Consider the following 26,978-nt stretch of genomic DNA (forward strand, 5'->3'; position numbering starts at 1 on the left):
GTTAAAATATTTGTTGCTGTATAAACGTAAACGGAAAAGCAGCGTCTGGTAAATAAGACTGAATATCGTTTGTTAAAGCACCTAAATTCCCCTCAACGTACTTGTAGCTCTCCCCTAAATGAATGAGGCTAAACTGCTTTCCTTTAAGTTTAGCAACTAATTTAGGCAATAATTGCTGGTCGAACAGGCGGATGTTGCCATTGTGGATGATGAGTTGAATATCCGCCGGTTGTGTAGCGTAAAAAGCGTTTGGATCAACGGGTTTGCTTGCGGGTTTTACGATAACCAAATCGGCTGCTTTGCCGGCTGCAATTTCGCCGTTGTTGGTGTGCCAAACGCGGGCGGCGGTTTTATTGAGGGCTTCATAAAGTTCGATGTTATTTAGCATGCCCGTATTCCTGGCCATACTAATATGATCCCAAATATTCCAGCTGCCTGTGAGGGTAGAATCGGTACCGAAGAGGATATTGCTAAAAGGTTTCAGCTTTTGAATAGCCGCCGTTTTGTTAAGCAGGTAATAATTTGATTGCGGGCACCACACAATCGCTTTAAAAAATGGAGCTTGCGCAGGAGTCATGGCCACGGCATGAATGCCAATCAAATCCCTGCCAAGTTTATTCCACTTAATCAGGCTGTCAATCTCCTTAAAAGCTATTTCATCTGTACCCTCGCCCGTGTGGATCACCACCGGCAATTTTCGTTTTAGCGGATTGTTGAGTTTCAGCTTCCATCGCTTTTCAAACGCGGCGGAATGCAGATCGTGTGTGTTTTCAATGATGTTGATGAGCGCGTTATCTACCCGTAATACTTCGCCATGATTTACAACTGTGGTAACGCCGCAAACCAGATTTTTATAGATTCCCCACAGTACACGCAGGTGTTGCGGTACCTGTAATATAGCGGCTATTTCGGCCTTAAATTCTTTGTGAATGTAAGCGCCCCATTCGGTGTAGTTGTTATAAATTCGGTTTCCTAACTGTGGGAACAGGTTAAAATCAAGATGTTCATGAGAGTTGATCAGCCCGGGAAAAATGATGCAGTCGTCAAAATAGAGTTGCAGGTTGTCATCAGTCTCCAATTGTGCCGGGCTTATCGCCGCTATTTTAGCACCGGTAAGCCTTACGTTTACCAGTTGCCCGCTATCTGCCAGCCGAACATTTTGCAGTACCATTAGTCCCTTTTTAAGTGGATACCGTAAATAACCTGGAAGCCGTGGTATTTTTCGTAAACGTGCAGGGCGTTTGCAGCCTCATAAAACGAGCGCATGCTATCGTCAATTTTAATTTCCTGTTGGGCTACCAGGTAAAAACCGTTGCTGGTTAAAATATCTTTAATGGTATAAATAGGATGCACATAGTTGCGTACCGCCATTAAAGTATTATCATGGGTAAAAGTACGTTTGCCGCCAAAGGCCAGGGTATGGGGATGGAAATCGGTAATGATAATTTCGCCGCCAGGTTTTAATAAACGCGTCCACGCGATTAAGGCTTCTTCAATATTTTCGATATGGGCCACGGTAAGCGTCGAAACAATTACATCAAAAGAAGCATCAGGAATATTGGAAAACAGGTTATCGGTAATCTGGCTGATATGGCCGGCCGGGTATTTCTCTTTCAGTTTTTGCAACATCCCGCCAGATACATCAAAGCCGGTAAGGCTTGCCGGTTGTTTGCTGAAAATAGCCGGCCATTGTCTGCCGGTACCGCATCCAATATCCGCAACGTGTTTGCCATCTATTTTAACTTCTTCAATTAAACCGGCAAATAACTTTTCATCAAGATGCAGCATTAAGTTGCCGGGCTGCATATCATAATCGCTCGCCCAAAGATCGTAGGCCTCTACTACGCTTTTTTCGGTAACGGTAGGATGGTTTACCTTGCTTTTAATATAATTTTTAATGGTAGCCAGCATAGTACAGGTTTTATAGCAATAACGAATGACAATGCCCCGGGGTTGCCCGGTGTTTTTATTATTAAGCAAGGCAACCACCGGTAAATAATGCCCGTAGTGTATTATGAATAGTTTAATTGTTGATCTGGGTTTGGGCGCGGTGGGGGTAACAGCCCATCGCTTACCATAAAAACCGATATTTTATGAATAAGATACTACTCTACAATCCTAAAAGCGCAAATGCCAAGTACCGCATTCCTAATTCTATTTTAAACATAGCGGCATCTGTTGATGGCAAATACGAATGGGTAATTGTAGATGGTAATTGCGAGGCCGATGCCTGGAAAAAGATAGAAAGCTATTTAAAAACCGGCGAATTTGGTTACCTGGGTTTCACGGTAATGCCTGGGCCGCAGTTAAAGGAGGCTTTGCCAATATCAAAAGCTATTAAAGAAAAATATCCGCGTACTACCATGATCTGGGGGGGGTATTTTCCATCAAACCAGCCTAAAGCGGTTTTAGATTCGGGCTATGTTGATTTTATCATTAACGGCCCCGGTGATAACGCTTTTCCTAAACTGATAGATGCACTTGAAAAGCACCAGCCGTATGAGTTTATTAAAAACCTGATTTACAAGGTAGATGGAAAGATCACCAAAACCATTAAAGAAGATCTTTTAGATCAGGATTCGCTACCGCCCTTGCCTTACGATAAGTTGGGCAACTTTTATCCGCTGCAAAAATTCCTGGGCAAAACCTATTTGGGGGAGCATACGATGGCATATCACTCCAGTATCGGTTGCCCGTTCACCTGCTCATTTTGCGCGGTGGTACCTATTTATGAGGCTCGCTGGAAAGCAAAATCGGCGCAAAACGTGTACAAGGATGTTAAATACATCAAGGATAAATACGGCGCGGATGCTATTGAGTTTCATGATAATAACTTTTTTGTATCGGAAAAACGCGCCGTTGAATTTGCCAAATTGATAGAACCCGAAAATATGACATGGTGGGGCATGGCCCGCATTGATACCATGGATAAGTTTAAGGATAGCTCGCTGGAGGCTATCCGTCGATCTGGTTGTAAGTGTATCTTTTTTGGTGCCGAAAGTGGCAACGATGAGGTTCTGTTGCAGATGGACAAAGGCGGTACCCAAACCGGAGAACAGATCATTCGTTTTGCCGAGCGGTTGAAGAAATTTGATATTATCCCGGAATATTCGTTTGTGTTAGGTACTCCGGCGTCATCGCCAGAGAAAGTACAGGCACAGATTGACTTTGATATTAACTTTATAAAAAAAGTGAAAGCGGTGAACCCCAACACCGAGATTGTGATTTACACCTACACGCCGGTACCAACAGAAGGCTCGGAGTTGTTTAGACAGGTGGAGGCCGAGGGTTTTAAATACCCGCAAACACTCGACGACTGGGTAAGCCCGGCCTGGGAAAGTTTCGACCTGCGAAAAAACCCTTTGACACCCTGGCTAACCGCCGATATGATAGATAAGATAAGGAATTTTGAAACCGTGCTTAACGGTGTATACCCAACGGTTACCGATATTAAGCTGAATGAGCTGAAAAGAAAGGCCATTAAGTTTGTATCAACCATCCGCTACAAGGCAAACCTGTATAAATATCCTTACGAAATAAAACTGCTGCAAAGGCTGTGGGAGTATCGCCAGCCGGAGATCCAGGGATTTTAACTGATTATGCAATTGAAGAATACTGTAACTGATATTACCCCCAACAACAGTGCAACTGCAACAGAAGCATTTGAAGAAATGTACGTTGCCGTGCGCGATAAGGAAGGGCGTTTATACACCGATAAGCAGCTTGCCAGGCTGCCGGATATAGAAGCAGGTCATCGATATTATAAAGAGTGGAAATTAAGAAAACATTCGGCCGCGCAGTTGATCGCTTTTCTTGAAAAACGGCACCGTGCCCTGAATATACTGGAGGTGGGTTGTGGTAACGGCTGGCTTTCAGCTAAGCTTGCAGCCATTCCCAATGCCAAAGTAACCGGTATTGACCCCAATCGGATAGAGATTGACCAGGCTAAACGGGTTTTTAAAAAATCCAACCTGAAATTTATACATAGCGCGTTTAATGCAGATAGTTTTGAAAAGGGAGTAAAGTTTGATGTGATTGTTTTTGCCGCTTCTATCCAATATTTCCCTGTATTGAAAGATGTTATGAAAAATGCCTTCGCGCTACTTAACGAGGATGGTAGGGTACACATAATAGATACCCATTTTTACCATGCCGCCGAACTTGAAGTAGCTGGCGAACGAAGCCTTGGCTATTTCGCTGCTTTGGGGTACCCACAAATGGCACAATATTATTTTCATCATTTATTGAAGGATGTGATGCATTTTAGGCATAAGGTGTTATATGATCCTACTACGCTGCTAAACCGGCTTAAAAGACAAGGGATTTTTTACTGGATAAAATTGAAACCCTAAGCCATGAACGCACAAGCCGTATTACATACTTATAAGCGCTACCGTACCCTGCAAACGCACAGGATATCGGCCTTACCTATTGTTATTTTAATGCCTCACAGCGCTTGTAATTGCCGCTGTGTAATGTGCGATATATGGAAGGATAACAAAAATCTAAAGCAACTGACCGAGGCGGATATCACCGGCTTACTGGCATCGTTAAAAAAACTGGGTACCAGGCAGGTGTTGATGTCTGGCGGGGAAGCTTTGCTCAATACCAACTTTTTCGCTTTATGTAAGATATTGAAATCGGCAGGCATCAGCGTAGTATTGCTTACTACAGGCTTATCTATAAAGGCCAATGCCGAAAACATTTTAAAATATGTGAGCGAAGTAATTGTATCCATTGATGGTGACGAAGCGCTGCATGACGCGATCCGAAACATTCCCAACGCCTTTAGAAAACTAAAAGAAGGGGTGGAGCATATCAAAACACTAAACCCGGCTTATCGTATTACCGGGCGTACGGTAATTCATCGACTTAACTTTCGCAACTGGCCGGCTATTATCAACGAAGTCAAAAAGATGGGCCTTAATCAGGTAAGCTTTTTACCTGCCGATGTAAGCAGCCACGCCTTTAACCGCCAGCAAGCCTGGGAAGAACCCAAGCAGCACGAGATCCTGATATCGGAAAATGAACTGCCCGAACTTAAGGAAGTTATCAATGAGCTATACATCCGCTTTGAACAGGAGTTTGATAACCGGTTTATTGCGGAGAGCCGGGAAAAGATCATGGATGTCTATAATTATTACGCGGCTTTTTATCAGTTAAATGCTTTCCCCTTTAAAAAGTGTAACGCGCCGTGGGTATCTACCGTGGTAGAGGCTGATGGCACCGTGCGGCCTTGTTTTTTTATGGATTCGATGGGGAATATCAGGGATAAATCGCTGCATGAAATTCTGAATAGCCCGGAGGCAATCAATTTCAGGCGCACGTTGAATACCTCGACCAACCCAACCTGTGTAAAATGCGTTTGTTCGCTTAATCTTTCACCTTTAACTCACCTGTCTTAATTATATATGGAGCAGTTGAATAACATATTGTTTACCCACTCTTATTTTTTAAGGTTTGATCCTAAGCAATGGGCTATTGGGCAACCTTATGCGCCACTGGGTACTTTGTATGCCGCGTCGAACATGCGGATGTACGATTACCAGGTTTCGTTTTTTGATAATATGTTTAGCCATAGCGCCAATGATGTAGTACCGCTTATTGAAAAGCTAAAACCCGGCTTTTTTGTGATCTATGATGATGGATTTAACTACCTCACCAAAATGTGCCTCACCAACATGCGCGAGGCAGCTTTTGACATGTGTAAGCTGGCTAAACAGCGAGGATGTACCGTCATTGTTTCCAGCTCCGACTCTACAGATCGCTACAAAGAATACCTGCAAGAAGGTGCCGACTATGTAATTATCGGCGAAGCAGAGCAAACGCTACTGGAGCTGACTAACACTATCAAAAACGGTGTTACCGATGTTTCAAACATACAGGGGCTGGCATACCATCAAAATGACTTTCCTTTAAAAACCCCAGCGCGCCCTGTTTTAAAAGACCTCGATAGTTTGCCACTACCAGCCTGGGATTTGGTTGATATTACCCCTTACCGGGAAAGCTGGCTGAGCCATGCCGGTTATTTTTCGATGAATGTGGGCACAACACGTGGTTGTCCTTTTAAATGTAACTGGTGTGCAAAGCCTATTTATGGTAACCGCTATAATTCGCGCAGTCCGCAAAATGTGATCAAGGAGCTAAAGCTAATGAAGCAGATGTTCAATATGGATCATATCTGGTTTTGTGATGACATTTTTGGATTGAAGCCGGGCTGGGTAAAAGAGTTTGCCGCCCTGGTAAAAAAGGAGGGATTAAAACTGAGGTACAAGATCCAGTCGCGGGCCGATTTATTGTTGGATAATGAAGAGGTGCTGGCAATGGCGTCATCAGGTTGCGAAAACGTATGGATAGGTGCTGAAAGTGGTTCGCAACGGATACTGGACGCGATGGATAAGGGAACGACCATTGAGCAGATTGGTACCGCTACCAAACTGATGAAAAAGCACGATATTAAACCATCGTTCTTTATCCAGTTTGGCTATCCCGGCGAAACCCGGGAAGACATTGGTTTAACCATCAGCATGATTAATGACCTGTTGCCACACGAAATAGGGATCTCAGTATCGTACCCACTACCCGGCACTTTATTTTTTGAAAAAGTAAAAGCCGATCTACTGCAAAAAACAAACTGGACCGATAGCGATGAAATGGCTTTGATGTTTAAAAATACCTTCACGCCGGCTTACTACAAGCAACTGCACAGGTATGTTCATCAAAACTACCACGCTCATTTAGCTAAATATAACCTGCTTAAGTTATTAAAAGACCCGTTCAAACCCAACGTGAAACGGTTGCGCAAAGCGGCATCGTTTTTATACCATGCTCCGGCAACTTTAATAGAAGGGTTTAAGTTAGATAAACTGGAAAAGACGATATGAATCAGTCTGTTATGTTAGGTAATGAAACGGATGCTTCGGATGCTTTCAGCAGGCAGTCGGTGGTGTTTGATGAAATTTATTCTACCAATACCATTATCAATTACAAACGGGGGCGGGTTAGGGAGCATGTTATGCAATACCTTAAACCAGGCAGTAAAATATTAGAACTGAACAGCGGTACCGGCGAGGATGCCATCTATTTTGCGCAACAAGGTCATCACGTGCATGCTACCGACGTATCGACAGGTATGCAAGGTGTTTTAAGCCAGAAATCAGAACCTTACCGGGATTTGATCAGTTTTGAAACCTGTTCCTATACCCAATTAGATCAGCTCAAAAATCAAGGTCCGTATGATTATATTTTTTCCAATTTCGGTGGCCTTAATTGCACCGGCGAACTGGAAAAAGTGCTGCTTTCTTTTGATACCCTCCTTAAACCCGGTGGGAAAGTAGCCATGGTTATTATTCCGCCTTTTTGCCTTTGGGAAACGCTGTTGATATTTAAAGGCAAATTTAAAACTGCTACGAGGCGTTTTTTTGCCGGCAAGGGCAGAACAGCGCACATTGAAGGCTCGTATTTTAAATGTTTTTATTATAAACCGTCTTTTATTATCAATACGTTACATAAATCATTTAATGTATTGGGCGTAGAAGGGTTGTGTACTATCGTCCCACCGTCATACATAGAAGGTTTTGCCGAAAAGCACCCCAAAGCATATAGTTTTCTGAAAGCAAAGGAAGATCGCTTAAAAAGTAGCTGGCCCTGGAAATATATGGGCGATTATTTTGTTATCTCTTTACAGAAGAGATAATCCAAATCTAACTTTATTAAGCTTTATAAATTACCTTTACAGTTAATTAAAGCTGATGTTTAAAAAGATTTTACCGGGGCTGTTATTTAGTATTCTTTGGGCTACCGGCTCTGTAGCGGTAAAATTTGGTATCCATTCCGCGGATGCACTCATGTTGGCCAGCGTAAGGTTTATTTGTACGGGTTTAATTTTCGGTCCTATCTTCGCATTCTTCAGAAAAGAACGCTTCTGGCCTTTAAAAAGCGAATGGAAACATATCGTAATTTATGGCTTTTTATGTTCTACGCTTACGCTTGGTTCTTTCTTCGCGGCTCAGCGTTACGCATCAGCGGGTATCAGTATGTTGTTTATCGCAGTGGCTCCTTTGCTTATCGCCTTATTTTCATCAATCATATTAAAACGCAGATTAACACGTTTTGAAATTATCGGTATGCTGGTGGCATTTTCCGGCTTGATCCTGGCTTCGGCTGCGGCGTTGCCTAATGCAAGCATCAAACCCATAGGTATAGTTTTACTGCTCATTTACATCTTGGCCTATGCCTCAAGCAGTGTTTATTTTTCAACGCTCAATATTACTTTACCCAATATATCGTTCAATATATGGCAGGTATTTGTAGGGGGATTACTGCTCTTGCCATTTTGCCCTTTGTTTAAACAAGATCATATCCAGCATTTCGACCTTAATTTTTTCCTGTCGCTTTTTTGGTTAATTGTGGTGCTTTCATTTGTAGCCAACCAGTTATGGCTTTATCTTGTGGGGCAGGATGCGGTTACGGCCGGTACCTGGCTGTATTTAACGCCTGTATTCGGCTATGCTTATGGTTACCTGTTGCTGGGCGAAAAAATTACCATCTATGCTATTTTAGGTACCGTACTGGTAGTTACAGGACTTGTTATCTCCAAAAGAAAAGTCACCGATAAGGGCGCCGAATAATTTTTCTCTTCTTTCAAAATAACTTCCACAGTATCATCGTTTTAAGATATCTACTAAAACAACCGTTTCAATAATTTCAGCATTTTGGTAACCTTTTTTCAAAAAAGAAGTCTCCACCATGCAACCTTTGTTTTTTTATTGACGTCCTATAACCAAAATGATCAAAGCTATTCAACTGATGGAAGATGTATTACCTCCTTTAAAAGAATTTATTGTTGATTATTGCAATCGCTATAAAATAAGGAGTGTAGACCCGCGCAGTTTATGCCTGGATACCAGTATCGATCTCGACCTGGATATTTTTGATATTGAGATAGACCTGTTCCTTGCCGATTTTGCCGATCAGTTTAATATCGATCAATCAAAATTTACCTGGTATAAATACGGCTATCCAAAAGGCTCTACCAGGGTAAGGGTTATAAAAATGATGTTTGGTTACAATAGCACCTGGGTAAAACAGCTGGCTCATTACTGTTACAAACCCAAATTTAAAGTGCGTAACCTACAGGATGCTGTCATCACCGGTATGCTGGTTTAATCCACCCCTTAAATTAATTTAATTGCTTCTTTTCGCGCTATTATCTACATTTAGGTTTTAACCATCCTCTTAAAACCTAATACGATATGCCAGTGTTTCGCAGTGCTTTGTGTGCTTTGCTTGTATTGTTGTGTGCCAACTGTTTTGCAAATAAAATCATCAACATATCATCGCCCGATGTCAGGATCAAATTTACGATAAGCACAGATCAGGCTGGTTTGTTTTATGAGGTTAGCTATAAAAATACCGTAATGGTTGATAAGTCACGCTTAAACATCAGCTTTAAAGAGGGTGGTAGTTTTAATCATGATTTGTTCATTTCGCCGGTAAAAATGGAACATCTTACAGAAGATTATCAACTCATCACCGGTAAAACAAGCAAGGTGCATAGCGATTGCAATAGTGTAGTTATTCCGGTTTCAGAATTATCCGGCACTAAGCGGAATTTGAATATCGAAGTACGGGTTTTTAATGATGGCGCGGCTTTCAGGTATGTTATACCCAAACAAGGCGATTTAGCGATGGTTAATGTTACCGATGAGATCAATACATTTAACCTAACGCAAAATCCGCAGGTGACAGCTTTGCTGCGAATGAACTATACCACATCGCACGAAGGGATTTATACCAAAGTAAAGCTGAAGGATTTAAAGGCCGATACGCTAATGGATATGCCAGCCTTATTTGAATTCCCTAACGGCAACTACATGGCTATTACCGAAGCCGCTTTGCTTGATTACGCCGGGATGTATCTGATTAAGCATAACGGATTGTTGGAGAGTAGATTATCGCCACTGCCTAAACAACCGGATATTAAAGTTAAAGCTATCTTACCACACAGCAGCCCATGGCGGGTAATAATGATTAGCGATAGGGTGGGCGCTTTTATCGAGTCAAATATTTTAACCAGTTTAAGTCCGCCATGCCGCGTCAAGGATGTTTCCTGGATTAAGCCGGGTAAAACTACCTTCCCATGGTGGAATGGCAACGCCATACCCGATACCTCTTTTGCGCCCGGCAATAATTACGATACCCAGATGTACTATGTAAACTGGTGCGCCAAATATGGTATTGAATATCATTCGGTTGTAGAGTATGGCCTGCACGAGTGGTATGTAAACGACGGAGCCGGATTTCAGCCCGGCCCCAATGCCGACCCAACCCGGGCGGTTCCCGGTTTAGATATGCAGCAGGTTTGTGATTCAGCAGCAAAAAGGGGAGTGGGGATTCGTTTTTGGGTGCATTGGGCGGCACTTTATCTTAAACTGGATGCAGCGTTTACTCAGTACGAGAAATGGGGCGTAAAAGGCTTAATGTGCGATTTTATGGACCGTGACGACCAGGAGATGGTGAATATGCAAACCGAGATATTAGAAAAAGCCGCTCAACATAAGCTGCATATTCAATTTCATGGTGCCTATAAGCCGACAGGGCTTAGTCGTACCTATCCAAATGAATTTACCCGGGAGGGAACCCTGAATTATGAAAACGACAAATGGAATGATATTGTAACACCCGATGCCGACATCAATATACCGTTTACCCGTATGCTGGCAGGCTCAACAGATTATCACTTAGGCGGCTTTCATGCTGCAAATGCTAAAACTTTTAAAGTACATTATACCCGCCCGTATGTATTGGGAACACGTTGCCACATGATGGCTATGTACGTAGTGCTTGAAAACACTTTAGGGATGGTATGCGACGCGCCTGATGATTACATTGGGCAGCCCGGTTTTGAGTTTTTACAACAAGTGCCTACAACGTGGGACGAAACCAAAGTACTAAGCGCCAAAGTCGGAAAATATGTAGCTATAGCGCGCCGAAAGGGAACTGATTGGTATATCGGTGCCATTACCGATCATGACGCGCAAAACCTGCCTGTAAAGCTTGATTTTTTAGCAGCCGGAAATTATAAAGCTGAAGTTTACAGCGATGCCGGGGATGTTGAACAATATCCGGATCATCTTATAAAAGAAATTAATGAGGTAAATAATGCTACCATGTTGAATATTCAACTATCATCCGGTGGCGGACAGGTAATTCATATCAGCCTAAAGCAATGAAGAGATAGACTGAGGGCGGCTGATTAAAGATCGGTAGCCCTTGTATGGCTGCGTTTTACATAGCGGCGGATATCTAACACGATACCGGCAAAAAAGTAAAATATCAAGGGGAAACCTACAGCTAAAAAAGAAGAGTATATAAAAAACAAGCGGATCTTGGCTATGGATACATTAAATCTTTCGCCAAGGTACGTACATACACCAAAGGAGTATCTTTCAAAAAAAGTAAGGATTCTTTGCAGCATGTTAGCTAAGCTTTAATATTTTATTACCAACGCCGCATTGCAGGCATTTCTTGTAATTGCAGTAATTATTTTTTAATTCCAGCAGTGCCTGCGATTCAAACGCGTTTGTAATTTTCAACCCTAAGGTAACAAAATCATCGGTAATATTGTTCTTTTCGGCTGGTAAATTTTCTAACAGTTTTAACGCCCGGCTAACATAGTATTGTTGTTTATGGTGTGTGCCATAGCTAAATAAGAATAAAGCAAGGGTGTTAATCAGCAAAATATCAACAGATGCAGCACCCATGGTTTTAGGTGATGATTTTGATGGAACATCAAACCGAAAATGATCGTCCCAATATTCGTTTGTTTTGATAGATGCAAACAGGTTTCTCAAGGCATCAATATCCTTAATCTCCAATATTTTTGAAAACAGGTGATTGGAGTTTACAATCAGCGCCGCAAACTGTGCCAGCCTTACCGTGGGAAAGTTTTGTGGTCGTAAACGCATAAACTTCCATAAATGATTTTCTATGGGTTTAAGGTTGTATTTCTTTCGCAGAAAGTCATGTTCTTTTTTGAGCTTAAGCGGGTATTCATCTTTCAAATCTCCTTCTAAAAACCCAGCCTGGCCAAATATGAGTGCCTCAACCTGCATGGGGTTGTTTTTGTGCTTGGCGAGGGTAAGTTGCGGTAACGATTTTGCCAAGAGTTCAAAAGGGAGCGCGTTTGTTTTAAAACCAAAGTTGGCCGCTAAAAACTGGTAAAAGGTTTCTTCCCAATCGCCCCGGTTCACAATAAGCGCGGCTTCAACAGCTGCTGATTTCTTTTCCAACCTTTCAACAAGTACCCGCGTAAGCCAGTTTTGCATAATAAGACCTTCAATGCCGCCTATACTCGCTTCACATGGGATAATAGTTTGATTGCCAAATACCATTTGATGATAGCGGGCGTATAACTCTGCCGGTATCCTTTCTTTCAGTTGCAGGGTTGGTACCTTACGCTTGTTAGCTAATTCTAAAGGTAAATCGTTATTGTAAACCACGTGCAGAATCACGTTATCGTAAGCGTTATCGGTAGTGTGGCCATGCTTTTGCCAGTCGGAAGCCGATAAGTGTACTTCTACATTGCCGGCCCAAAGGGTATCGCCAATTTTGACCCGGGCAGTTTGAAAATCCGGTCCCGAATCGGTATTATGAACACCGGTACTAAAAATCTCTAACGCTTCACCATCTTCTGTTTGCAGATCGGTACGATCAAACAACCGGAATTTCCATACATAATGCAAAAAGTCTTCGGTGAAAAGCATGGGCTAATATAGTGAGTGGTTGATTTAGTTGGGTTAGGTTAATTAAGTTTTTTGTGCGCTAATTTTGATTGTAGTACATTAGCTTCTAATCTACACCACGCCAAATTATGACTAACTCAACCGCACATATCCCCAAAACAACGGGCGACCGTATTAAATCCATCATCGGTGGTTCACTTGGTAATTTAGTGGAATGGTACGATTGGTATGTGTATTCGGCTTTTTCACTTTATTTTTCCAATACTTTTTTCCCTAAAGGCGATCAAACAGCCCAGCTTTTAAATACCGCAGGGGTATTCGCCCTCGGTTTTTTAATGCGACCAATAGGAGGCTGGCTTATGGGGACTTATGCCGATAAGCATGGTCGTAAAAAAGCCCTGACGGTGTCCGTTTTATTAATGAGTTTAGGCTCGTTTTTAATTGCCGTAACGCCGGGCTATAAAACCATTGGTGTTGCCGCGCCAATATTATTGGTACTTGCCAGGGTAATTCAGGGCTTAAGCGTAGGCGGGGAGTATGGTACAAGCGCTACCTACTTAAGTGAAATGGCGGGCCGTAAACACCGGGGTTTTTATTCAAGCTTTCAGTATGTTACCCTTATTATGGGCCAGTTACTTGCTTTGGGCCTGTTAATCATATTACAACGCGTTTTTTTAACCGAACAGCAACTGCATGACTGGGGCTGGCGCATTGCTTTTGGCATAGGTGCTTTTTTAGCCGTTATTACCATGTATCTGCGTCGTAGCTTACAGGAGTCGTCATCTTTTTCGGCCGAAAAAGGTAAAACGGATACCACGCATGGCACATTAGCTGAGTTAGCAAAACATCCTAAAGCGGTATTAACTGTTATTGGGTTAACAGCCGGCGGTACACTGGCATTTTACACTTTTACCACCTACATGCAAAAGTTTCTGGTAGATACCTCGGGTTTCAGTAAAGCTGAAGCAACATTAATATCAAGCCTTACCCTTTTAGTTTTTATGCTGGCCCAGCCGTTGTTTGGTCTGCTATCTGATAAAATTGGGCGCAAACCATTGCTGATAGGTTTTGGTGTATTGGGTACGCTTACAACTATTCCCATATTAACATTGCTTAGCGGTACTAAAGATGCCTGGGTAGCCTTCGCGCTTATTTTGGCGGCATTGATTATTGTAAGCGGCTATACATCCATAAACGCCGTGGTAAAGGCCGAACTTTTTCCCGCAAATATCCGTGCCCTTGGGGTGGGTTTTCCGTATGCTATCGCTGTGTCTATATTTGGTGGGTCGGCAGAGTATGTTGCCTTGGGCTTTAAAATACTACATCATGGCCAATGGTTTTACTGGTATGTTACCATTTGCATCGCGCTATCGTTACTGCTTTATATTACCATGAAGGATACCCGTAAGCATTCAAAAATGGAGGAGGAGTAGATGTGCAGGTGTGCAGATTTCAAACGTGCAGATGATTTGTTTGATTTGAAAATTTGAGGATTTGAAAATGATGTTGTCTGAACCGGGATTAAGCAGATTACTCAGATTTTTTGGATTTTGATTTGCAAGCGGCAATTTGTGTCCAAATCAAAATCCTGTCAATCGAAAAAATCTGCTTAATTCCGGTTCAGACAAAATTCATCTGCACATCTGAAATTTACACATTTAAAATCCGCACATTTGCACATTTGAAATCTGCATATCTGCACATCTATAAAAAGTTATTAATTTTGCCTGCTAAACTAATGGGTAGACTGACCCAACATCTATGACCGATACTAATAATCTTTTCCAGCTGGCCGTTACCTTACTACAGCAACTGATAGCTATACCTTCTTTTAGCAAAGAGGAAGACCGAACTGCAGACGTTATTGATCAGTTGTTAAAGGAGCATGGCGTAACCACGCATCGCAAGCTTAACAACATCTGGGCCTGGAACAAACACTTTGATCCGGCTAAACCAACTATATTGCTTAACTCGCACCATGATACTGTAAAACCAAACTCTGGTTATACCCGCGATCCTTATGATGCTAAAATAGAGGATGGTAAACTATTTGGCTTAGGAAGCAATGATGCAGGTGGTTGCCTGGTATCACTTATAGCGGTATTTCTTTACTTTCATGACCGTGAAGGCCTTAAATACAACTTTTGCCTGGCTACAACTGCCGAAGAAGAAATTTCGGGCGTTAACGGTCTTGAACTGATCATTCCCGACCTCGGTAAATTGGATTTTGGCATAGTAGGAGAGCCTACCCTGATGCAGTTAGCCATTGCCGAACGTGGCTTAATGGTGTTAGATTGTACAGCTCATGGCAGGGCAGGGCATGCTGCACGTGAAGAAGGCGAAAATGCCATTTACAAAGCTTTAACCGATATTGAATGGTTCCGCAGCTTTAAATTCCCTAAAGAATCGGAAGTTTTTGGGCCGATAAAAATGTCGGTTACTATCATAAACGCCGGTTCGCAGCATAATGTGGTACCTGCAAGTTGTGTGTTTACGGTTGATGTGCGGGTAACTGATGCCTATCGTAATGAAGAAGTTTTAGAGATTATCCGTGAGCATGTAAGCAGCGATGTTAAACCACGATCTATTCGCCTGAAACCGTCTTCGATACCTAAAGAGCACCCCATTGTTCAGGCCGGTATCGCTTTGGGCAGAACAACCTATGGTTCGCCAACTACTTCAGATCAATCGTTACTGGATATCCCATCTATCAAAGTTGGCCCCGGCGATTCGGCGCGTTCACATACCGCCGATGAGTTTGTATATGTTGATGAGATCAGGGAGGGGGTTGAATTGTATATTAAGATGCTGGAGAGTATAAGCCTCACCTAAATCCTCTCCAAAGGAGAGGACTTTTGATTTGCATGATCTAAAAGCATAATAGTTTTCTATTATGCTTTTTTATAGGGGGCTGGGCTTATAACTCGCCCAGGAATGTCAGTAATGCTATCCCTACGCCAAGCAACACCGCAATCATTTTTCGCATATTGAATTTATGGTCAGAGCTTGATTCAAACAGGATAGTGGTTGATATGTGCAGAAAAATACCGATTACAATTCCCATGATCCTGTTGAAATAGTGTTGCAGGTTACCAATATCACCCCGGCTTAACGCGTTGCTGAAAAAGTACCCTGCGGGGGCCATTATCGCGAAAAGAAGGATAAAAAATATCGTTTTTTGTTTGCCCTGTTTATTAGTTAACAGCACTGTACCCAAAGCGAACGCCGCGGGGATATGATGCAAGGCAATGCCGTAAACCAACTGATCCTGGCCGCCTTGTGCAAGCGGCATTCCTTCCAAAAAAGCGTGGAGACAAAGGCTTGCCATAATCCCGATAGGGAAAACTGCTACATCATGCACGTGCTTGTGCATATGGCCGTGCTCAATCCTGTCAGAAAATTGTTCTAACACAATCTGGAACAGGAAACCAATCAATATAAATACGCCAACATAATTGTCGTTACCGTGGTAAGCATCCGGGATTAAGTGCAACACGGTAATGCCGAATAAGTAAGCGCCGCTAAAGGACAAAACCAGTTTTAGCATTTTATGATTGTCGCCCTTAAAAAAGAACACTGATAGCCCACCAAGCGATGCGCTGAAAAACAGGATTAAAACTTTCCAAAGCTCCATTAAAAAGCAGGTTGTATTTTTTTAAACAGATAAGCAAATAAGATGCCCACCAGTGAGCCGTAAATAGCTCCACAGGTTACATCTACCGGGAAATGCACGCCAACGTATACCTGCGCAAAGCTGATAAGACCGGCCCAGAGGATAGCCCAAAACCAAATCCACCGCCATTTTTTGCCAAACAGCATACACATGAATATAGCCATAGCAAAGTGATCTGTAGCATGAGTTGATGGGAAACTATATCCCGTTCCGCAGGGCACGCGAGCAATGTCGGTTTGGCTCACAATAGGATCACGACAAGGGCGCAACCGTTTTACGTTATACTTAATGATGCTGGCGCTGGTAAAATCGGCAAAGCCCGCCGTGGTTGCTAACAAGATGATGATGATTGCCCCGGTTTTACCGTATCGCCATAAACAAAAGCCGATAATGAAAATGTATAACGGAATCCAGAATTTGGGGTTGCGCAGATAAGGCATCACCACATCAAAAAACGGATTGGTAAGGTCGTGATTAATGAAATAAAATAAATGCCGGTCGAGGTTTAAAATAAATTCTGGCATCGATGTAATTTAAATAAGTATGATTTCTGCCCAAAGTTATCAATTCCTTTAAAACAACTTTTACAACCATGCAGTTATTACAGCTTAATGATTATTTAATTGCTGTAGTAATAAAACAATGCTGCCACTGTTATAAAAAGGCAGCGATAATCAGTTGCTTTTTGTGGCCTTTTAATGAGCAAACGTTTGCAGAAACTCCACATTTAGTACATCGCTATTGGTTTAATAGTTTATTTTTGCGGTACAAAAAACAATAAGAACTTTGACACTTATAAAATCAATTTCGGGCATACGTGGTACCATTGGTGGTGCTGTTGGTGATGGTTTAACACCTTTAGATATTGTAAAATTCACTTCGGCCTATGGCGCCTGGGCGGTTAAAAAATCGGGGATCAAAAAGATCGTAGTCGGCCGTGATGCGCGTATTTCGGGCACAATGGTTAATAACCTGGTTATTGGTACGCTGCAGGGTTTGGGTATTGATGTGATTGATCTTGGTTTATCAACTACCCCTACGGTTGAAGTGGCAGTTACCGGGGAGCAAGCCGGTGGTGGTATTATCCTTACTGCCAGTCACAATCCAAAACAATGGAACGCCCTGAAACTACTTAATGCCGATGGCGAATTTATAAGTGACGCCGATGGTAAAGAAGTTTTAGAAATTGCCGAAAGCAGCGATTTTAAATATGCCGATGTAAATGATCTGGGTAAAGTAACCCAGGATAATAGCTGGCTTCAAAAACATATCGATTTAGTATTGGCTTTGCCGCTGGTTGATGTGGAGGCCATTAAAAAAGCAGATTTTAGTGTAGTTATTGATTGTGTAAATTCAACAGGCGGTATTTTTGTGCCAGCTTTATTGAAAGCTTTAGGCGTTAAAACTGTTCACGAATTGTATTGTGAGCCGGATGGCAATTTTCCGCACAATCCGGAGCCGTTACCAGAAAACCTGACCGCGCTTTCAAAAGAAGTTTTAAATAAGCGGGCGCATTTGGGTATAGCTGTCGATCCGGATGTGGATCGTCTTTGCTTTGTTTGTGAAGATGGTAACATGTTTGGTGAAGAGTACACTTTAGTTGCCGTTGCTGATTATGTATTGCAAAATAATTTAGGTAACACCGTATCAAACTTGTCATCAACCCGCGCGCTTCGTGATGTTACCGAAAACGCTGGTGGCGAATATCATGCATCAGCAGTAGGAGAGGTTAATGTGGTTAACCAGATGAAAGCCGTTAACGCGGTTATTGGTGGTGAAGGCAACGGTGGCATTATTTATCCTGAAATACATTACGGCCGTGATGCATTGGTGGGTATAGCCTTGTTTTTAACCCACCTGGCCAAATACGGTAAGTCCGTTTCAACCTTGCGTAAGTCATACCCGGGTTATTTTATCTCCAAAAACAAAATAACTTTAACACCAGAAATGGATATAGATGCTCTTTTAACCAAGGTAGAGCAGAAATACATGAAGCAGCCACACTCAACAATTGACGGCCTGAAGATAGAATTTGATAAAGAATGGGTACATTTGCGCCGTTCAAATACTGAACCGATTATTCGTATTTACTCCGAAGGCAATTCAGAAACAGTTGCAAACGGCCTGGCGAATAAAATAATCGCTGATATTAAAGAGATTTTAAATTAGTTATTGATTTAATGACTTATTGAGTTAGAGGATAACCCAATATTTAAGTTATAAATTCAATAGTAGTTTTTACAAGTTAACTGACCCATTTGTTGAATTATTGAGTTGCTGAATTATTGATTTGAGGAGGATCAATTTAATTCAGTAACTCAATAATTCTATAATTCATTAATTGCCAAACGATGCGTGTTTATTTTGATAATGCTGCTACAACGCCGCTCGACCCCGAAGTTTTAAAGGAAATGTATAAAGTGATGGAAAACCATTATGGTAATCCGTCATCAATTCACTCGCATGGGCGCGAGGCACGTACGCTGATTGAAAGATCGCGCAAAACGATTGCTAACCTATTGCATACTTCGCCTGCCGAGATTTTCTTTACCTCAAGCGGTACTGAAGCCGATAATACTGCCATTCGATGTAGTATCGCCGATCATAAACTTACACACGCAATAACCAGCCATATTGAACACCACGCCGTGCTCCACACGCTGGAGGCATTAGAAAAATCGGGAGTTATCAAATTGAGTTTTGTTAATATTGATAGCAAAGGCAATGTTGATTACGATCACCTGGAAACTTTGCTAAAAGATAATGAGCGCAGCCTGGTATCTATCATGCATGCCAATAACGAGATAGGTACGTTATCAGACATGAGCCGTATTGGGGATCTTTGTGAGGCTTATAACGCTATTTATCATTGCGATACGGTGCAAACTATGGGGCATTACCAACATGATTTAAGTAAATTGAAAACTCACTTTTTAGTTTGCGCCGGTCATAAATTACACGGACCTAAAGGTGTGGGTTTCCTGCACATCAACCATAAAATTAAAATTAAACCATTTATTTACGGTGGATCACAAGAACGCAACATGCGTGGTGGTACCGAAAATATTTACGGCATTGTTGGCCTGGCCAAAGCACTTGAGTTAGCTTACGCCGAAATGGAACAGCACCAGGCTCATATTCAGGGCTTAAAATCATACATGTTAGGTAAACTAACACACGAGATTCCCGGCGTTGCTTTCAATGGAGAAACTGATGCCGACAAAAGCTTGTATACTGTATTGAATGTAGCCTTCCCGGAAATGGAAATGGCCGATATGTTGTTGTTTAACTTAGATATTGCCGGCATCTCGGCTTCAGGAGGCAGCGCCTGCAGCTCTGGTACCGATATTGGTTCGCACGTGCTTACTGCTATTGGCGCAAGCTCATCACGCCCATCGGTAAGGTTTTCATTCTCTAAATACAATACCAAAGAGGAAGTGGATTTTACTGTTGCCAAGGTAAAAGAACTTTGCCTGGTAAATGTATAGTAATTCTACTAAAGAAGCTTACGAAGTTTTTTAAACTTCGTAAGCTTCTTTAGGCTTCTCATCCTCCTTTTTTTATTCCTTTTCCCCCTTATTTTTCATCTAAAAGAAATCATCTGCACATTTTAAATCTGCATATCTGCACATTTAACTGAAAGTTATTTTCTTAATTAGAAAACAATAAGGTGTTTTTATAGGTTATTTAATTAACAACTAAAATTAAAACCTATGAATATGCATAATGAAACCTGGGAAAACCGGGACAGTAATTTTGAAAATACCAATTCATTTTCAGAGAACAGTAGTAACGCCAATAGAAGAAAAGCAGATTTGGAAGATGATGACGACGATTTGGATGAAGAGTTTGAAGTAACAGACGAACATCCAAACGAAACTCCTGAAGAACGCAAAACAAGGAAAGAAGGCATTGGCAAACATAGCCAGGCAGAGGTAGATCAGCCCGATAGGAGCGCGGATGCTTCATATAGCGAACAGACCGATGTAACCCCGCCAAACAAACATGAATTTCCTTCTGTAGGTCCTGCCAAAACAGATTTTGCAAGTCGCCCACAAGGTAGAACTACCGGGCGTATGGTAGGCCATGAGCCAGGCACCGAAGGAATATAAATTTTTTCAATGATGTTAAGCGCATTGATGATCTAAATGATCATCTCAGTCAACTCGCTGCTTGATAATTTCTAAATAAGAAAGGCTACCTCAACCGGGTAGCCTTCTTTATAATATCTTGATGAAATACTTAGTTCTTCATCATTTTTAAAAATGAGGCTAATTTTTCTTTCATTTCCCTGCGGTCGACGATAAAGTCAAGGAAACCGTGTTCCTGGACAAATTCGGCAGTTTGGAAACCTTTAGGAAGATCTTTTTTAATAGTTTCTTTAATAACCCTTGGGCCTGCAAAGCCAATTAATGCACCTGGCTCGGCAATGTTGATATCGCCAAGCATGGCATATGAGGCAGTAACACCACCTGTTGTAGGATCTGTTAATAAAGAGATGTACGGAATCTTAGCCTGCGCCAGTAAAGCCAGCTTAGCCGATGTTTTGGCCATCTGCATTAATGAAAACGCGGCCTCCATCATACGGGCACCCCCAGATTTGGAGATCATCATAAAAGGCATCTTATTAGCAATGCTATGATCAATAGAGCGGGCTATTTTTTCGCCTACTACAGATCCCATCGAGCCACCTATGAAATTAAAATCCATACAGGCTATAACAATGTCTTGTCCGTCTATTTTACCAACAGCGGCGCGGATAGCATCCTTTAAACCAGTTTTTGATTGGGTTTCTTTAAGCCTGTCTACATATTTTTTGGTATCCTCAAAGTGTAGTGGATCACCGGATGTAAGATCAGGGAATAACTCGGTAAACTCGTTATTATCAAATAAAACAGAAAAATATTCTTTCGAACCTATACGCAGATGAAAGCCACAGTAATGGCAAACATATTGATTTTCAACCTGCTCAGAATAGTGTAAAGGTTTTTTACAATTGGGGCATTTATTCCAGATGCCATCGGGGGCTTCCTTCTTTTCCTCAGTAGTCGTAATTATCCCTTTCAACTCTCGTTTAAACCACGCCATATCTATGTCTAACTCTTTCAATTGACTACAAAGAAACGAAAAATATTAAAACAAGTACTAACAGATAAAAAAACTTACTCGCTAAAATTATTTAACAAAAAACCTAAGTGATGGTTTTATATGAAATTTGTAAAAAAGGTGGCCTTTATTTATTAAAATGGATTAAAATATGCCGTTTATCCTATTTTCACTACCGTTTTAATATACATTTGCCAATTTTGCTGAACAAAATGTTAATATTCAATCATTTCTTACCAAAAACCAAGAATTTTTATAGCTTTGAGGCCCAAATAAAAGCTCATGGATTTAAAAAACTATAAAGGTGTTCTGCACGGCGATCAGGTGCAAGAACTATTTGAAGCGGCCAAAAAGCATCAGTTTGCTTTACCGGCAGTAAATGTTATTGGTACAAATACCATTAATGCAGTTATGGAAACCGCAAAAAAGGTAAACTCACCGGTAATTATTCAGCTTTCAAATGGCGGCGCGCAGTTTTACGCCGGCAAATCATTAGATAATTCAAAACTGCTGGCCTGTATTTTAGGTGCCGTTTCTGCAGCTAAGCACGTTCATTTATTGGCAGAGCACTATGGTGTTGCTGTTATATTACATACAGACCACGCCGCGATGAAGTTTTTACCGTGGATTGATGGCTTGCTTGATCATGGCGAAAAATTCTTTGCAGAAACCGGTAAACCGTTGTTCTCTTCGCACATGCTTGATCTTTCTGAAGAGCCTCTTGAAGAAAATATCGAGATCAGCGCTAAATATTTGGAGCGTATGGCCAAAATGGGCATGACACTTGAAATTGAATTGGGCGTTACAGGTGGTGAAGAAGATGGTGTTGACAACTCTGATGTTGATAGCTCGCGTTTATACACCCAGCCAGAAGAGGTTTCATATTCTTATGAGCACCTTTCAAAAGTTAGTCACCGTTTTACAGTGGCTGCTGCTTTTGGTAACGTGCATGGCGTTTACAAACCAGGTAACGTAAAATTACAGCCTGTTATTTTGCATAACTCACAAGAGTATGTAAAACAAAAATTTGGTTTAACTGCCGATAAACCTATCAACTTTGTATTCCATGGTGGTTCAGGTTCGAGCCAGGAAGAAATCCGTGAAGCGATTTCATACGGTGCAATTAAAATGAATATAGATACCGATATGCAATGGGCATACTGGGAAGGTATTAAAGATTATTACGTTTCAAAAGAAGCTTACCTGCAACACCAGATTGGTAACCCAGAGGGGGAAGATTCTCCAAACAAAAAATACTATGACCCACGCGTATGGTTACGCAAAGGCGAAGAAACTTTTGTAAAAAGGTTAGCTGCTGCTTTTGAAGACCTTAACTGCGTTGATGTGAACAGCAAATTGTAATATTCATCAAAAACTAACAAAGCGCCGTTACATTTGTTGTAACGGCGCTTTGTTGTTTATAACTTAGCGTAACCCACACCACTAATAATTGTAAAATGGCAGACAACGTTAAGAAAAAAAAGAATTTATTTGAACGCTTTGCCAACTGGGCAACCATAGCTACCGGTAGTTCGGCGGCGTTTTTAATTGCCATAGGTATCATTATTGTATGGGGTATAACCGGGCCCATATTTAAATATTCCGATACCTGGCAGTTAATTATTAATACCGGCACCACCATTGTTACTTTCCTGATGGTGTTTTTGATTCAGAAATCGCAAAACAAGGATTCAAAAGCGATACATTTAAAGCTGAATGAGTTGCTGGCTTCACATCAGGGTGCGAGTAATCGTATGGTTGATATTGAGGATCTGAACGAGAAAGAACTTGACCAGCTGCACAAATTTTATGTGCAATTATCAGAACTGGCCGAGGAAGAGGATGATATCACCTGTACACACTCTATAGATGCCGCGGAGGCGAACCATATCAGTAAATTAGATCACCTGAATTCAAAACCACACTACGTAAATGCCCGCAAAAACCATAGTAAGAAAAGTTAATATCCAAGCCGACCTTGACGTTGTATTTGCACTAAGGCGCGAAGTTTTTGTTGTTGAACAAAATTGCCCGCCTGAACTGGAATGGGAAAATGAGGATGTATCAACTCATTTTTTAGCTACCGTTGATGGTGAACCGGCAGGCGCATGCCGCTGGAGAAAAACGGATAAAGGCTACAAACTGGAGCGTTTTGCGGTGCTCAGCAAATTCAGGGGATTTGGCGTAGGGCAGGCCATGGTGCAAACCGTGCTTGATGATTTACCTGCCGATGCGACTTATGTATACCTTCACGCGCAAACGCCGGCGGTATCACTTTATAAAAGATTTGGTTTTGAAACCGAAGGTGCTGAGTTTGAAGAAGCGGGCATCAAACATTTTAAAATGGTAAAAAAATAGATGCTAAAAAGGCTATAAACTAATTATTGATTTGCGATGCAACCAATTTTGGTAAAGCATCGTCTTCCAGTTAATTAGATATCATATTATTACATATAGCCTTATGAAAAATCATTTTTACCATCAAATTAAAGCCTGTGCTTTTAAAATATTCATCACCTGTTTGCTTGCCTTTGTTATAACAGGTGCTTTCGCACAAGATAAAACCAAAACCATTGGTAATAAATCGCGGGAAGGATCAACCAATACTTCGTTTGATGCCGTAAAGGGTGCCCAGGTTGGTATCCGCATGAATGCCGGTCATAAAAAGGTTGAGTTACTTAAACTTACTTTTCATTGTAAAAACCGCGCCAGTGATAGTATTGCCTTTAAGGTGAATGTTTATCACATGGGCGGCAAATTGCCTATTGACTCTAACCTGGTTAAAGAACAGATTACGGGATTTATCGGGAAATATAATAAGTCAGAAATTCAGGAAGTAAGTGTTGATCTCTCTGCTTACCATGTCCTCGTTTCGGGCGATATTTTGGTTTCCATAGAATTTTTAACTACAAAAACCGGATCAAATATTAGCTTCGCCTGCGGCTTGCTTAATGGCGGTACTTTTCATAAAGATGGCATAACACAACCATGGAAAAAGATTCCTGTGGTTGGAGTCGATTTTAACGTATTGGTTAAAAAGCTGAAATAAATTCAATCATCTTCTTCAATTTGATTGAAGAAGATGATTATATAATTATTCAAACAAAGCCTGCTCGTCTGTATAGTACGTTTTTCTTGAAGCTTCTTTTATTTTGATCTCAGCGCCTGTTGGGCTATGTGTTTTCTTTGAGTTGTGAATCAACATAAAATCCCGTACCTCGCCATTAATAATATCTGGATTTGATTTAAGGATTGATTTTTCAGCATCTTTTAATACGGTATTAATCGATTTTGCCAGCTCGGCCACTTTACCGGCAGGGATTTTATTACTGATTGAAAAAGGGGAGATGCCTGCATGCCAAAGGATTTCATCTGCATAAGCATTCCCAATTCCGCGAATGATCTTTTGATCGAGCAGGATGGTCTTAATATTTGTTTTCTTCTTTTGTAAAATGCTTTGAAGGTAATCAGCTCCTGCATTTTTTGATAATGCATCTGGAGCGTCTTTTTCTTCCGGATTTAGAGTAGGGGTGGCAATCCCCTGGAAATCGGTAAGTACAAGCCCGGTATCATCACTAAAATACAATTCGATAACAGGGTATTTGTTGGCATTTTTGCCATTAATAAAAAATAATTTACCATGCAGCATCAGGTGTAAACCCAATATATCGCCTTTGTTAAATTTAATATAAAGCTCTTTACCTTCCCGGTATATCTTATCCAATTTTTGGCCTTCCAAAGTTTCTTTTAATACCAGGTGCGATACGTTTAACTTTTTCGCGTTTACAATAACAACCTCTTTAAGCGTTTTACCGGCAAGTTTTTTATCAAGATTATAGCTGAAAGCTTGAAGATCTGGTAGTTCGGGCATGGCGAGATGTGTTTGTATATTTAACCAAATATAAGGCTATAAGTTTTAGTTTATAGCCAAATCTGCTTCACGGTTAAAGCCTACAGAATCCCGGTATAATTGCGGAGAAACATCGGCATTGGTTTTAAAAAATCGGCTGAAATAGTACTCGTCTTCGTAGCCTAATTCCCAGGCAATTTCTTTTACAGGCTTATTAGTTAAATATAATTCCCGTTTCGCCTCAATGATAATGCGTTCGGCTATCAGGTTGCTGATGGTTTTATTAAAATGCGTTTTAGTGATGCGGGCAAGGGCCTTTGCCGAGATATTCAGCAAATTTGCATATTCACTGGCGCTGTGTTTGGTTTTGTAATGCTCTTCAATTGATTCTTTTAAATTCTGCAAGATAAAAGGTTCTTTATCAGCTTCATCGGGCATGCGTGCGGCCGCCTGTTGTTCTGTTTTTAATCTGGACGCTGTGATCAGGAAAATTTTGAGGTACGATACCAGTATCTCATATTGTGCCAGCCCTTGGTTTGGCATTTCAACCTTAATTTGGTTTTCGATAAGGCCAAACGTAGCAGCGCTTGCGGCATCGACCTTAACATATGGAGGGTTATAAATATTGTTGAACAAAACCCCGCTGCACGATACTTCTTTATGATGTTTATGGATACAAAAAAAATCGGGGTGAAATTGAATGGCTGTACCTTTGATGGGTTTATCGGTTGACAACATAAAAGGTTGATAGGGAGCAAAAGCCAAAAGTGTATCCTGCTCAAAATTATACACCGAAAAATCAGATTTTAATTTGCCGCTTCCTTCTTTTATCCATATTACCGAAAAATAGTTATTGCGTTGCAAATGATCAAAATAGCTGTTATCGTCAAACGAAATGATTTTAAAGGCAAGATTTCCTTTTACAGGATCAACTAAGGTAAATGTGTTGGACTGATCGGTCATTTGTTATCTGTTAATTGTGCTTTTAAAGCGGCATTCTCGGCCCTTAATTTATTAATGTATTCGTGCTGAACCGCAAATTCATGCTGAATTTCGTCAAGCGTATATCTTGGCGTAATATGTTGCGGGCAGTTCCAATCGTAGGCGCTTACTTTTAGTAAAATTATTCTTTCGGGCTTAAATTTATAATCTTCAAGATTAAGTTTTTCAAATAATTCGGGATTGTCTTCGATGCTCAAAATACTGGCTTGTGCAAATATTTTCAACCTTGCTTTTGCAGCCTGATCTAACAGAAATAAGGAAACCTGATTATGGGTAGCCAGGTTACCTGTTGATATATATTGTTTGTTACCGCTAAAATCAAGGAACCCTAAAGTTTCATGATCAAGTACTTTCAAGAATCCCTTAGGGCCACCACGAAATTGGATGTATGGATACCCGCTTTCACTTATTGTGGCCATGTAAAAGTTATCCAGACTGGCTATAAAATCTTCCTCGCTTTGGGTAAATCCATCGGCATACCTAAATTCTTCCATGCGGCCATAGCTGGCACGACTTCCGTAACGCTCCTGGAAGCCTTTCACAGCATCTGTAAATGCAATTTTGGGGTAATTCATACAACTACGATACTTAAAATTTAGAT

The 26,978-nt window shown here is 41.3% G+C and carries 27 protein-coding genes; 17 read left to right on the forward strand and 10 right to left on the reverse strand.

Annotation, left to right across the window (positions count from 1 at the left end):
* Position 1 precedes the first annotated feature (1 nt).
* Together QWZ17_RS20345 and QWZ17_RS20350 are read right to left on the reverse strand one after the other, a co-directional pair.
* Positions 2 to 1,171, reverse strand: a complete 1,170-nt coding sequence (locus QWZ17_RS20345) for an amidohydrolase family protein (RefSeq protein WP_290307143.1) — start codon at positions 1,169 to 1,171, stop codon at positions 2 to 4.
* Positions 1,171 to 1,911 (reverse strand): class I SAM-dependent methyltransferase, encoded by a 741-nt coding sequence (locus QWZ17_RS20350; RefSeq protein ID WP_290307144.1) that lies wholly within the window; start codon positions 1,909 to 1,911, stop codon positions 1,171 to 1,173. Before QWZ17_RS20350 ends, QWZ17_RS20345 begins: the two co-directional genes overlap by 1 nt.
* A gap of 182 nt (positions 1,912 to 2,093) precedes the next feature.
* Here QWZ17_RS20350 and QWZ17_RS20355 point away from each other — a divergent pair, with 182 nt between their 5' ends.
* The 8 genes from QWZ17_RS20355 (at position 2,094) to QWZ17_RS20390 (ending at position 11,234) form a co-directional block, all read left to right on the forward strand.
* Positions 2,094 to 3,593 carry a B12-binding domain-containing radical SAM protein gene (locus QWZ17_RS20355; protein WP_290307145.1) on the forward strand — a complete coding sequence of 500 codons (1,500 nt, stop codon included), beginning with the start codon at positions 2,094 to 2,096 and terminating at the stop codon, positions 3,591 to 3,593.
* 12 nt (positions 3,594 to 3,605) lie between these two features.
* A complete protein-coding gene (locus QWZ17_RS20360) occupies positions 3,606 to 4,352 on the forward strand; it encodes a class I SAM-dependent methyltransferase (protein ID WP_290307146.1) in 747 nt (248 codons plus the stop codon).
* A gap of 3 nt (positions 4,353 to 4,355) precedes the next feature.
* Positions 4,356 to 5,405 carry a radical SAM protein gene (locus tag QWZ17_RS20365; protein ID WP_290307147.1) on the forward strand — a complete coding sequence of 350 codons (1,050 nt, stop codon included), beginning with the start codon at positions 4,356 to 4,358 and terminating at the stop codon, positions 5,403 to 5,405.
* Positions 5,406 to 5,411: 6 nt separating this feature from the next.
* Positions 5,412 to 6,884, forward strand: coding sequence for a B12-binding domain-containing radical SAM protein (locus tag QWZ17_RS20370; protein ID WP_290307148.1), 1,473 nt, complete (start codon positions 5,412 to 5,414; stop codon positions 6,882 to 6,884).
* Complete coding sequence (locus QWZ17_RS20375) at positions 6,881 to 7,696, forward strand: class I SAM-dependent methyltransferase (protein WP_290307149.1); 816 nt, start codon at positions 6,881 to 6,883, stop codon at positions 7,694 to 7,696. The genes QWZ17_RS20370 and QWZ17_RS20375 overlap by 4 nt, the downstream gene beginning before the upstream one ends.
* Before the next feature lie 55 nt (positions 7,697 to 7,751).
* Complete coding sequence (locus QWZ17_RS20380; RefSeq protein WP_290307150.1) at positions 7,752 to 8,630, forward strand: DMT family transporter; 879 nt, start codon at positions 7,752 to 7,754, stop codon at positions 8,628 to 8,630.
* A gap of 157 nt (positions 8,631 to 8,787) precedes the next feature.
* Complete coding sequence (locus QWZ17_RS20385; protein WP_290307151.1) at positions 8,788 to 9,168, forward strand: DUF1493 family protein; 381 nt, start codon at positions 8,788 to 8,790, stop codon at positions 9,166 to 9,168.
* 86 nt (positions 9,169 to 9,254) lie between these two features.
* The gene (locus QWZ17_RS20390) at positions 9,255 to 11,234 is read left to right on the forward strand and encodes a glycoside hydrolase family 97 protein (RefSeq protein ID WP_290307152.1); all 1,980 of its coding nucleotides are present in this window, start codon (positions 9,255 to 9,257) and stop codon (positions 11,232 to 11,234) included.
* A 23-nt stretch (positions 11,235 to 11,257) separates the two neighbouring features.
* Here the strand turns inward: QWZ17_RS20390 and QWZ17_RS20395 are convergent, their stop codons facing one another.
* Positions 11,258 to 11,479, reverse strand: a complete 222-nt coding sequence (locus tag QWZ17_RS20395) for a PspC domain-containing protein (protein ID WP_290307153.1) — start codon at positions 11,477 to 11,479, stop codon at positions 11,258 to 11,260.
* 1 nt (position 11,480) lies between these two features.
* Complete coding sequence (locus QWZ17_RS20400) at positions 11,481 to 12,767, reverse strand: DUF2851 family protein (RefSeq protein WP_290307154.1); 1,287 nt, start codon at positions 12,765 to 12,767, stop codon at positions 11,481 to 11,483.
* A gap of 107 nt (positions 12,768 to 12,874) precedes the next feature.
* Here QWZ17_RS20400 and QWZ17_RS20405 point away from each other — a divergent pair, with 107 nt between their 5' ends.
* Positions 12,875 to 14,179, forward strand: coding sequence for an MFS transporter (locus tag QWZ17_RS20405; RefSeq protein ID WP_290307155.1), 1,305 nt, complete (start codon positions 12,875 to 12,877; stop codon positions 14,177 to 14,179).
* Between the two features lie 328 nt (positions 14,180 to 14,507).
* Complete coding sequence (locus QWZ17_RS20410) at positions 14,508 to 15,578, forward strand: M20 family metallo-hydrolase (protein WP_290307156.1); 1,071 nt, start codon at positions 14,508 to 14,510, stop codon at positions 15,576 to 15,578.
* 85 nt (positions 15,579 to 15,663) lie between these two features.
* Here the strand turns inward: QWZ17_RS20410 and QWZ17_RS20415 are convergent, their stop codons facing one another.
* Positions 15,664 to 16,380 carry a ZIP family metal transporter gene (locus QWZ17_RS20415; protein WP_290307157.1) on the reverse strand — a complete coding sequence of 239 codons (717 nt, stop codon included), beginning with the start codon at positions 16,378 to 16,380 and terminating at the stop codon, positions 15,664 to 15,666.
* Positions 16,380 to 16,943 (reverse strand): phosphatase PAP2 family protein, encoded by a 564-nt coding sequence (locus QWZ17_RS20420; RefSeq protein ID WP_290307158.1) that lies wholly within the window; start codon positions 16,941 to 16,943, stop codon positions 16,380 to 16,382. Before QWZ17_RS20420 ends, QWZ17_RS20415 begins: the two co-directional genes overlap by 1 nt.
* Positions 16,944 to 17,205: 262 nt before the next feature.
* On the opposite strand from QWZ17_RS20420, the gene glmM reads away from it, so the two are divergent.
* The 3 genes from glmM (at position 17,206) to QWZ17_RS20435 (ending at position 20,531) form a co-directional block, all read left to right on the forward strand.
* Entirely contained in the window at positions 17,206 to 18,588 is a 1,383-nt protein-coding gene (gene glmM / locus QWZ17_RS20425) for a phosphoglucosamine mutase (RefSeq protein ID WP_290307159.1), read from the forward strand.
* 182 nt (positions 18,589 to 18,770) lie between these two features.
* Complete coding sequence (locus tag QWZ17_RS20430) at positions 18,771 to 19,907, forward strand: cysteine desulfurase family protein (protein ID WP_290307160.1); 1,137 nt, start codon at positions 18,771 to 18,773, stop codon at positions 19,905 to 19,907.
* Positions 19,908 to 20,132: 225 nt separating this feature from the next.
* Positions 20,133 to 20,531, forward strand: coding sequence for a hypothetical protein (locus QWZ17_RS20435; RefSeq protein WP_290307161.1), 399 nt, complete (start codon positions 20,133 to 20,135; stop codon positions 20,529 to 20,531).
* 130 nt (positions 20,532 to 20,661) lie between these two features.
* Here the strand turns inward: QWZ17_RS20435 and accD are convergent, their stop codons facing one another.
* Positions 20,662 to 21,507, reverse strand: coding sequence for an acetyl-CoA carboxylase, carboxyltransferase subunit beta (accD, locus tag QWZ17_RS20440; protein ID WP_290307162.1), 846 nt, complete (start codon positions 21,505 to 21,507; stop codon positions 20,662 to 20,664).
* A 300-nt stretch (positions 21,508 to 21,807) separates the two neighbouring features.
* Between accD and fbaA the strand changes: the two genes are divergently transcribed.
* The 4 genes from fbaA (at position 21,808) to QWZ17_RS20460 (ending at position 24,574) form a co-directional block, all read left to right on the forward strand.
* Positions 21,808 to 22,887: a class II fructose-bisphosphate aldolase gene (gene fbaA, locus QWZ17_RS20445; RefSeq protein ID WP_290307163.1), complete on the forward strand. Its 1,080-nt coding sequence runs from the start codon at positions 21,808 to 21,810 to the stop codon at positions 22,885 to 22,887.
* A gap of 95 nt (positions 22,888 to 22,982) precedes the next feature.
* Positions 22,983 to 23,489 (forward strand): low affinity iron permease family protein, encoded by a 507-nt coding sequence (locus tag QWZ17_RS20450; RefSeq protein WP_290307164.1) that lies wholly within the window; start codon positions 22,983 to 22,985, stop codon positions 23,487 to 23,489.
* A complete protein-coding gene (locus tag QWZ17_RS20455; protein WP_290307165.1) occupies positions 23,458 to 23,883 on the forward strand; it encodes a GNAT family N-acetyltransferase in 426 nt (141 codons plus the stop codon). The genes QWZ17_RS20450 and QWZ17_RS20455 overlap by 32 nt, the downstream gene beginning before the upstream one ends.
* Before the next feature lie 103 nt (positions 23,884 to 23,986).
* A complete protein-coding gene (locus QWZ17_RS20460; protein ID WP_290307166.1) occupies positions 23,987 to 24,574 on the forward strand; it encodes a hypothetical protein in 588 nt (195 codons plus the stop codon).
* Between the two features lie 45 nt (positions 24,575 to 24,619).
* On the opposite strand, the gene QWZ17_RS20465 is transcribed toward QWZ17_RS20460, so the two are convergent.
* The 3 genes from QWZ17_RS20465 to QWZ17_RS20475 are packed head-to-tail and all read right to left on the reverse strand — an operon-like array spanning position 24,620 to position 26,952.
* On the reverse strand, positions 24,620 to 25,396 hold the full coding sequence (locus QWZ17_RS20465; protein ID WP_290307167.1) for a DNA-formamidopyrimidine glycosylase family protein: 777 nt from the start codon (positions 25,394 to 25,396) through the stop codon (positions 24,620 to 24,622).
* Between the two features lie 45 nt (positions 25,397 to 25,441).
* On the reverse strand, positions 25,442 to 26,338 hold the full coding sequence (locus tag QWZ17_RS20470; RefSeq protein WP_290307168.1) for a helix-turn-helix domain-containing protein: 897 nt from the start codon (positions 26,336 to 26,338) through the stop codon (positions 25,442 to 25,444).
* Positions 26,335 to 26,952 carry a pyridoxamine 5'-phosphate oxidase family protein gene (locus QWZ17_RS20475; protein ID WP_290307169.1) on the reverse strand — a complete coding sequence of 206 codons (618 nt, stop codon included), beginning with the start codon at positions 26,950 to 26,952 and terminating at the stop codon, positions 26,335 to 26,337. Before QWZ17_RS20475 ends, QWZ17_RS20470 begins: the two co-directional genes overlap by 4 nt.
* Positions 26,953 to 26,978: the final 26 nt, after the last annotated feature.

The sequence above is a fragment of the Mucilaginibacter flavus genome (assembly GCF_030409315.1).
Lineage (GTDB): Bacteria > Bacteroidota > Bacteroidia > Sphingobacteriales > Sphingobacteriaceae > Mucilaginibacter > Mucilaginibacter flavus.

Excerpts from the sequence above, each read along its gene's own strand:
- QWZ17_RS20345 (WP_290307143.1), bottom strand. The coding sequence starts at position 1,171 with ATGGTACTGCAAAATGTTCGGCTGGCAGATAGCGGGCAACTGGTAAAC.
- QWZ17_RS20350 (WP_290307144.1), bottom strand. The coding sequence starts at position 1,911 with ATGCTGGCTACCATTAAAAATTATATTAAAAGCAAGGTAAACCATCCT.
- QWZ17_RS20355 (WP_290307145.1), top strand. The coding sequence starts at position 2,094 with ATGAATAAGATACTACTCTACAATCCTAAAAGCGCAAATGCCAAGTAC.
- QWZ17_RS20365 (WP_290307147.1), top strand. The coding sequence starts at position 4,356 with ATGAACGCACAAGCCGTATTACATACTTATAAGCGCTACCGTACCCTG.
- QWZ17_RS20370 (WP_290307148.1), top strand. The coding sequence starts at position 5,412 with ATGGAGCAGTTGAATAACATATTGTTTACCCACTCTTATTTTTTAAGG.
- QWZ17_RS20375 (WP_290307149.1), top strand. The coding sequence starts at position 6,881 with ATGAATCAGTCTGTTATGTTAGGTAATGAAACGGATGCTTCGGATGCT.
- QWZ17_RS20380 (WP_290307150.1), top strand. The coding sequence starts at position 7,752 with ATGTTTAAAAAGATTTTACCGGGGCTGTTATTTAGTATTCTTTGGGCT.
- QWZ17_RS20385 (WP_290307151.1), top strand. The coding sequence starts at position 8,788 with ATGATCAAAGCTATTCAACTGATGGAAGATGTATTACCTCCTTTAAAA.
- QWZ17_RS20390 (WP_290307152.1), top strand. The coding sequence starts at position 9,255 with ATGCCAGTGTTTCGCAGTGCTTTGTGTGCTTTGCTTGTATTGTTGTGT.
- QWZ17_RS20395 (WP_290307153.1), bottom strand. The coding sequence starts at position 11,479 with ATGCTGCAAAGAATCCTTACTTTTTTTGAAAGATACTCCTTTGGTGTA.
- QWZ17_RS20400 (WP_290307154.1), bottom strand. The coding sequence starts at position 12,767 with ATGCTTTTCACCGAAGACTTTTTGCATTATGTATGGAAATTCCGGTTG.
- QWZ17_RS20405 (WP_290307155.1), top strand. The coding sequence starts at position 12,875 with ATGACTAACTCAACCGCACATATCCCCAAAACAACGGGCGACCGTATT.
- QWZ17_RS20410 (WP_290307156.1), top strand. The coding sequence starts at position 14,508 with ATGACCGATACTAATAATCTTTTCCAGCTGGCCGTTACCTTACTACAG.
- QWZ17_RS20415 (WP_290307157.1), bottom strand. The coding sequence starts at position 16,380 with ATGGAGCTTTGGAAAGTTTTAATCCTGTTTTTCAGCGCATCGCTTGGT.
- QWZ17_RS20420 (WP_290307158.1), bottom strand. The coding sequence starts at position 16,943 with ATGCCAGAATTTATTTTAAACCTCGACCGGCATTTATTTTATTTCATT.
- QWZ17_RS20430 (WP_290307160.1), top strand. The coding sequence starts at position 18,771 with ATGCGTGTTTATTTTGATAATGCTGCTACAACGCCGCTCGACCCCGAA.
- QWZ17_RS20435 (WP_290307161.1), top strand. The coding sequence starts at position 20,133 with ATGAATATGCATAATGAAACCTGGGAAAACCGGGACAGTAATTTTGAA.
- accD (WP_290307162.1), bottom strand. The coding sequence starts at position 21,507 with ATGGCGTGGTTTAAACGAGAGTTGAAAGGGATAATTACGACTACTGAG.
- fbaA (WP_290307163.1), top strand. The coding sequence starts at position 21,808 with ATGGATTTAAAAAACTATAAAGGTGTTCTGCACGGCGATCAGGTGCAA.
- QWZ17_RS20450 (WP_290307164.1), top strand. The coding sequence starts at position 22,983 with ATGGCAGACAACGTTAAGAAAAAAAAGAATTTATTTGAACGCTTTGCC.
- QWZ17_RS20455 (WP_290307165.1), top strand. The coding sequence starts at position 23,458 with ATGCCCGCAAAAACCATAGTAAGAAAAGTTAATATCCAAGCCGACCTT.
- QWZ17_RS20460 (WP_290307166.1), top strand. The coding sequence starts at position 23,987 with ATGAAAAATCATTTTTACCATCAAATTAAAGCCTGTGCTTTTAAAATA.
- QWZ17_RS20465 (WP_290307167.1), bottom strand. The coding sequence starts at position 25,396 with ATGCCCGAACTACCAGATCTTCAAGCTTTCAGCTATAATCTTGATAAA.
- QWZ17_RS20470 (WP_290307168.1), bottom strand. The coding sequence starts at position 26,338 with ATGACCGATCAGTCCAACACATTTACCTTAGTTGATCCTGTAAAAGGA.
- QWZ17_RS20475 (WP_290307169.1), bottom strand. The coding sequence starts at position 26,952 with ATGAATTACCCCAAAATTGCATTTACAGATGCTGTGAAAGGCTTCCAG.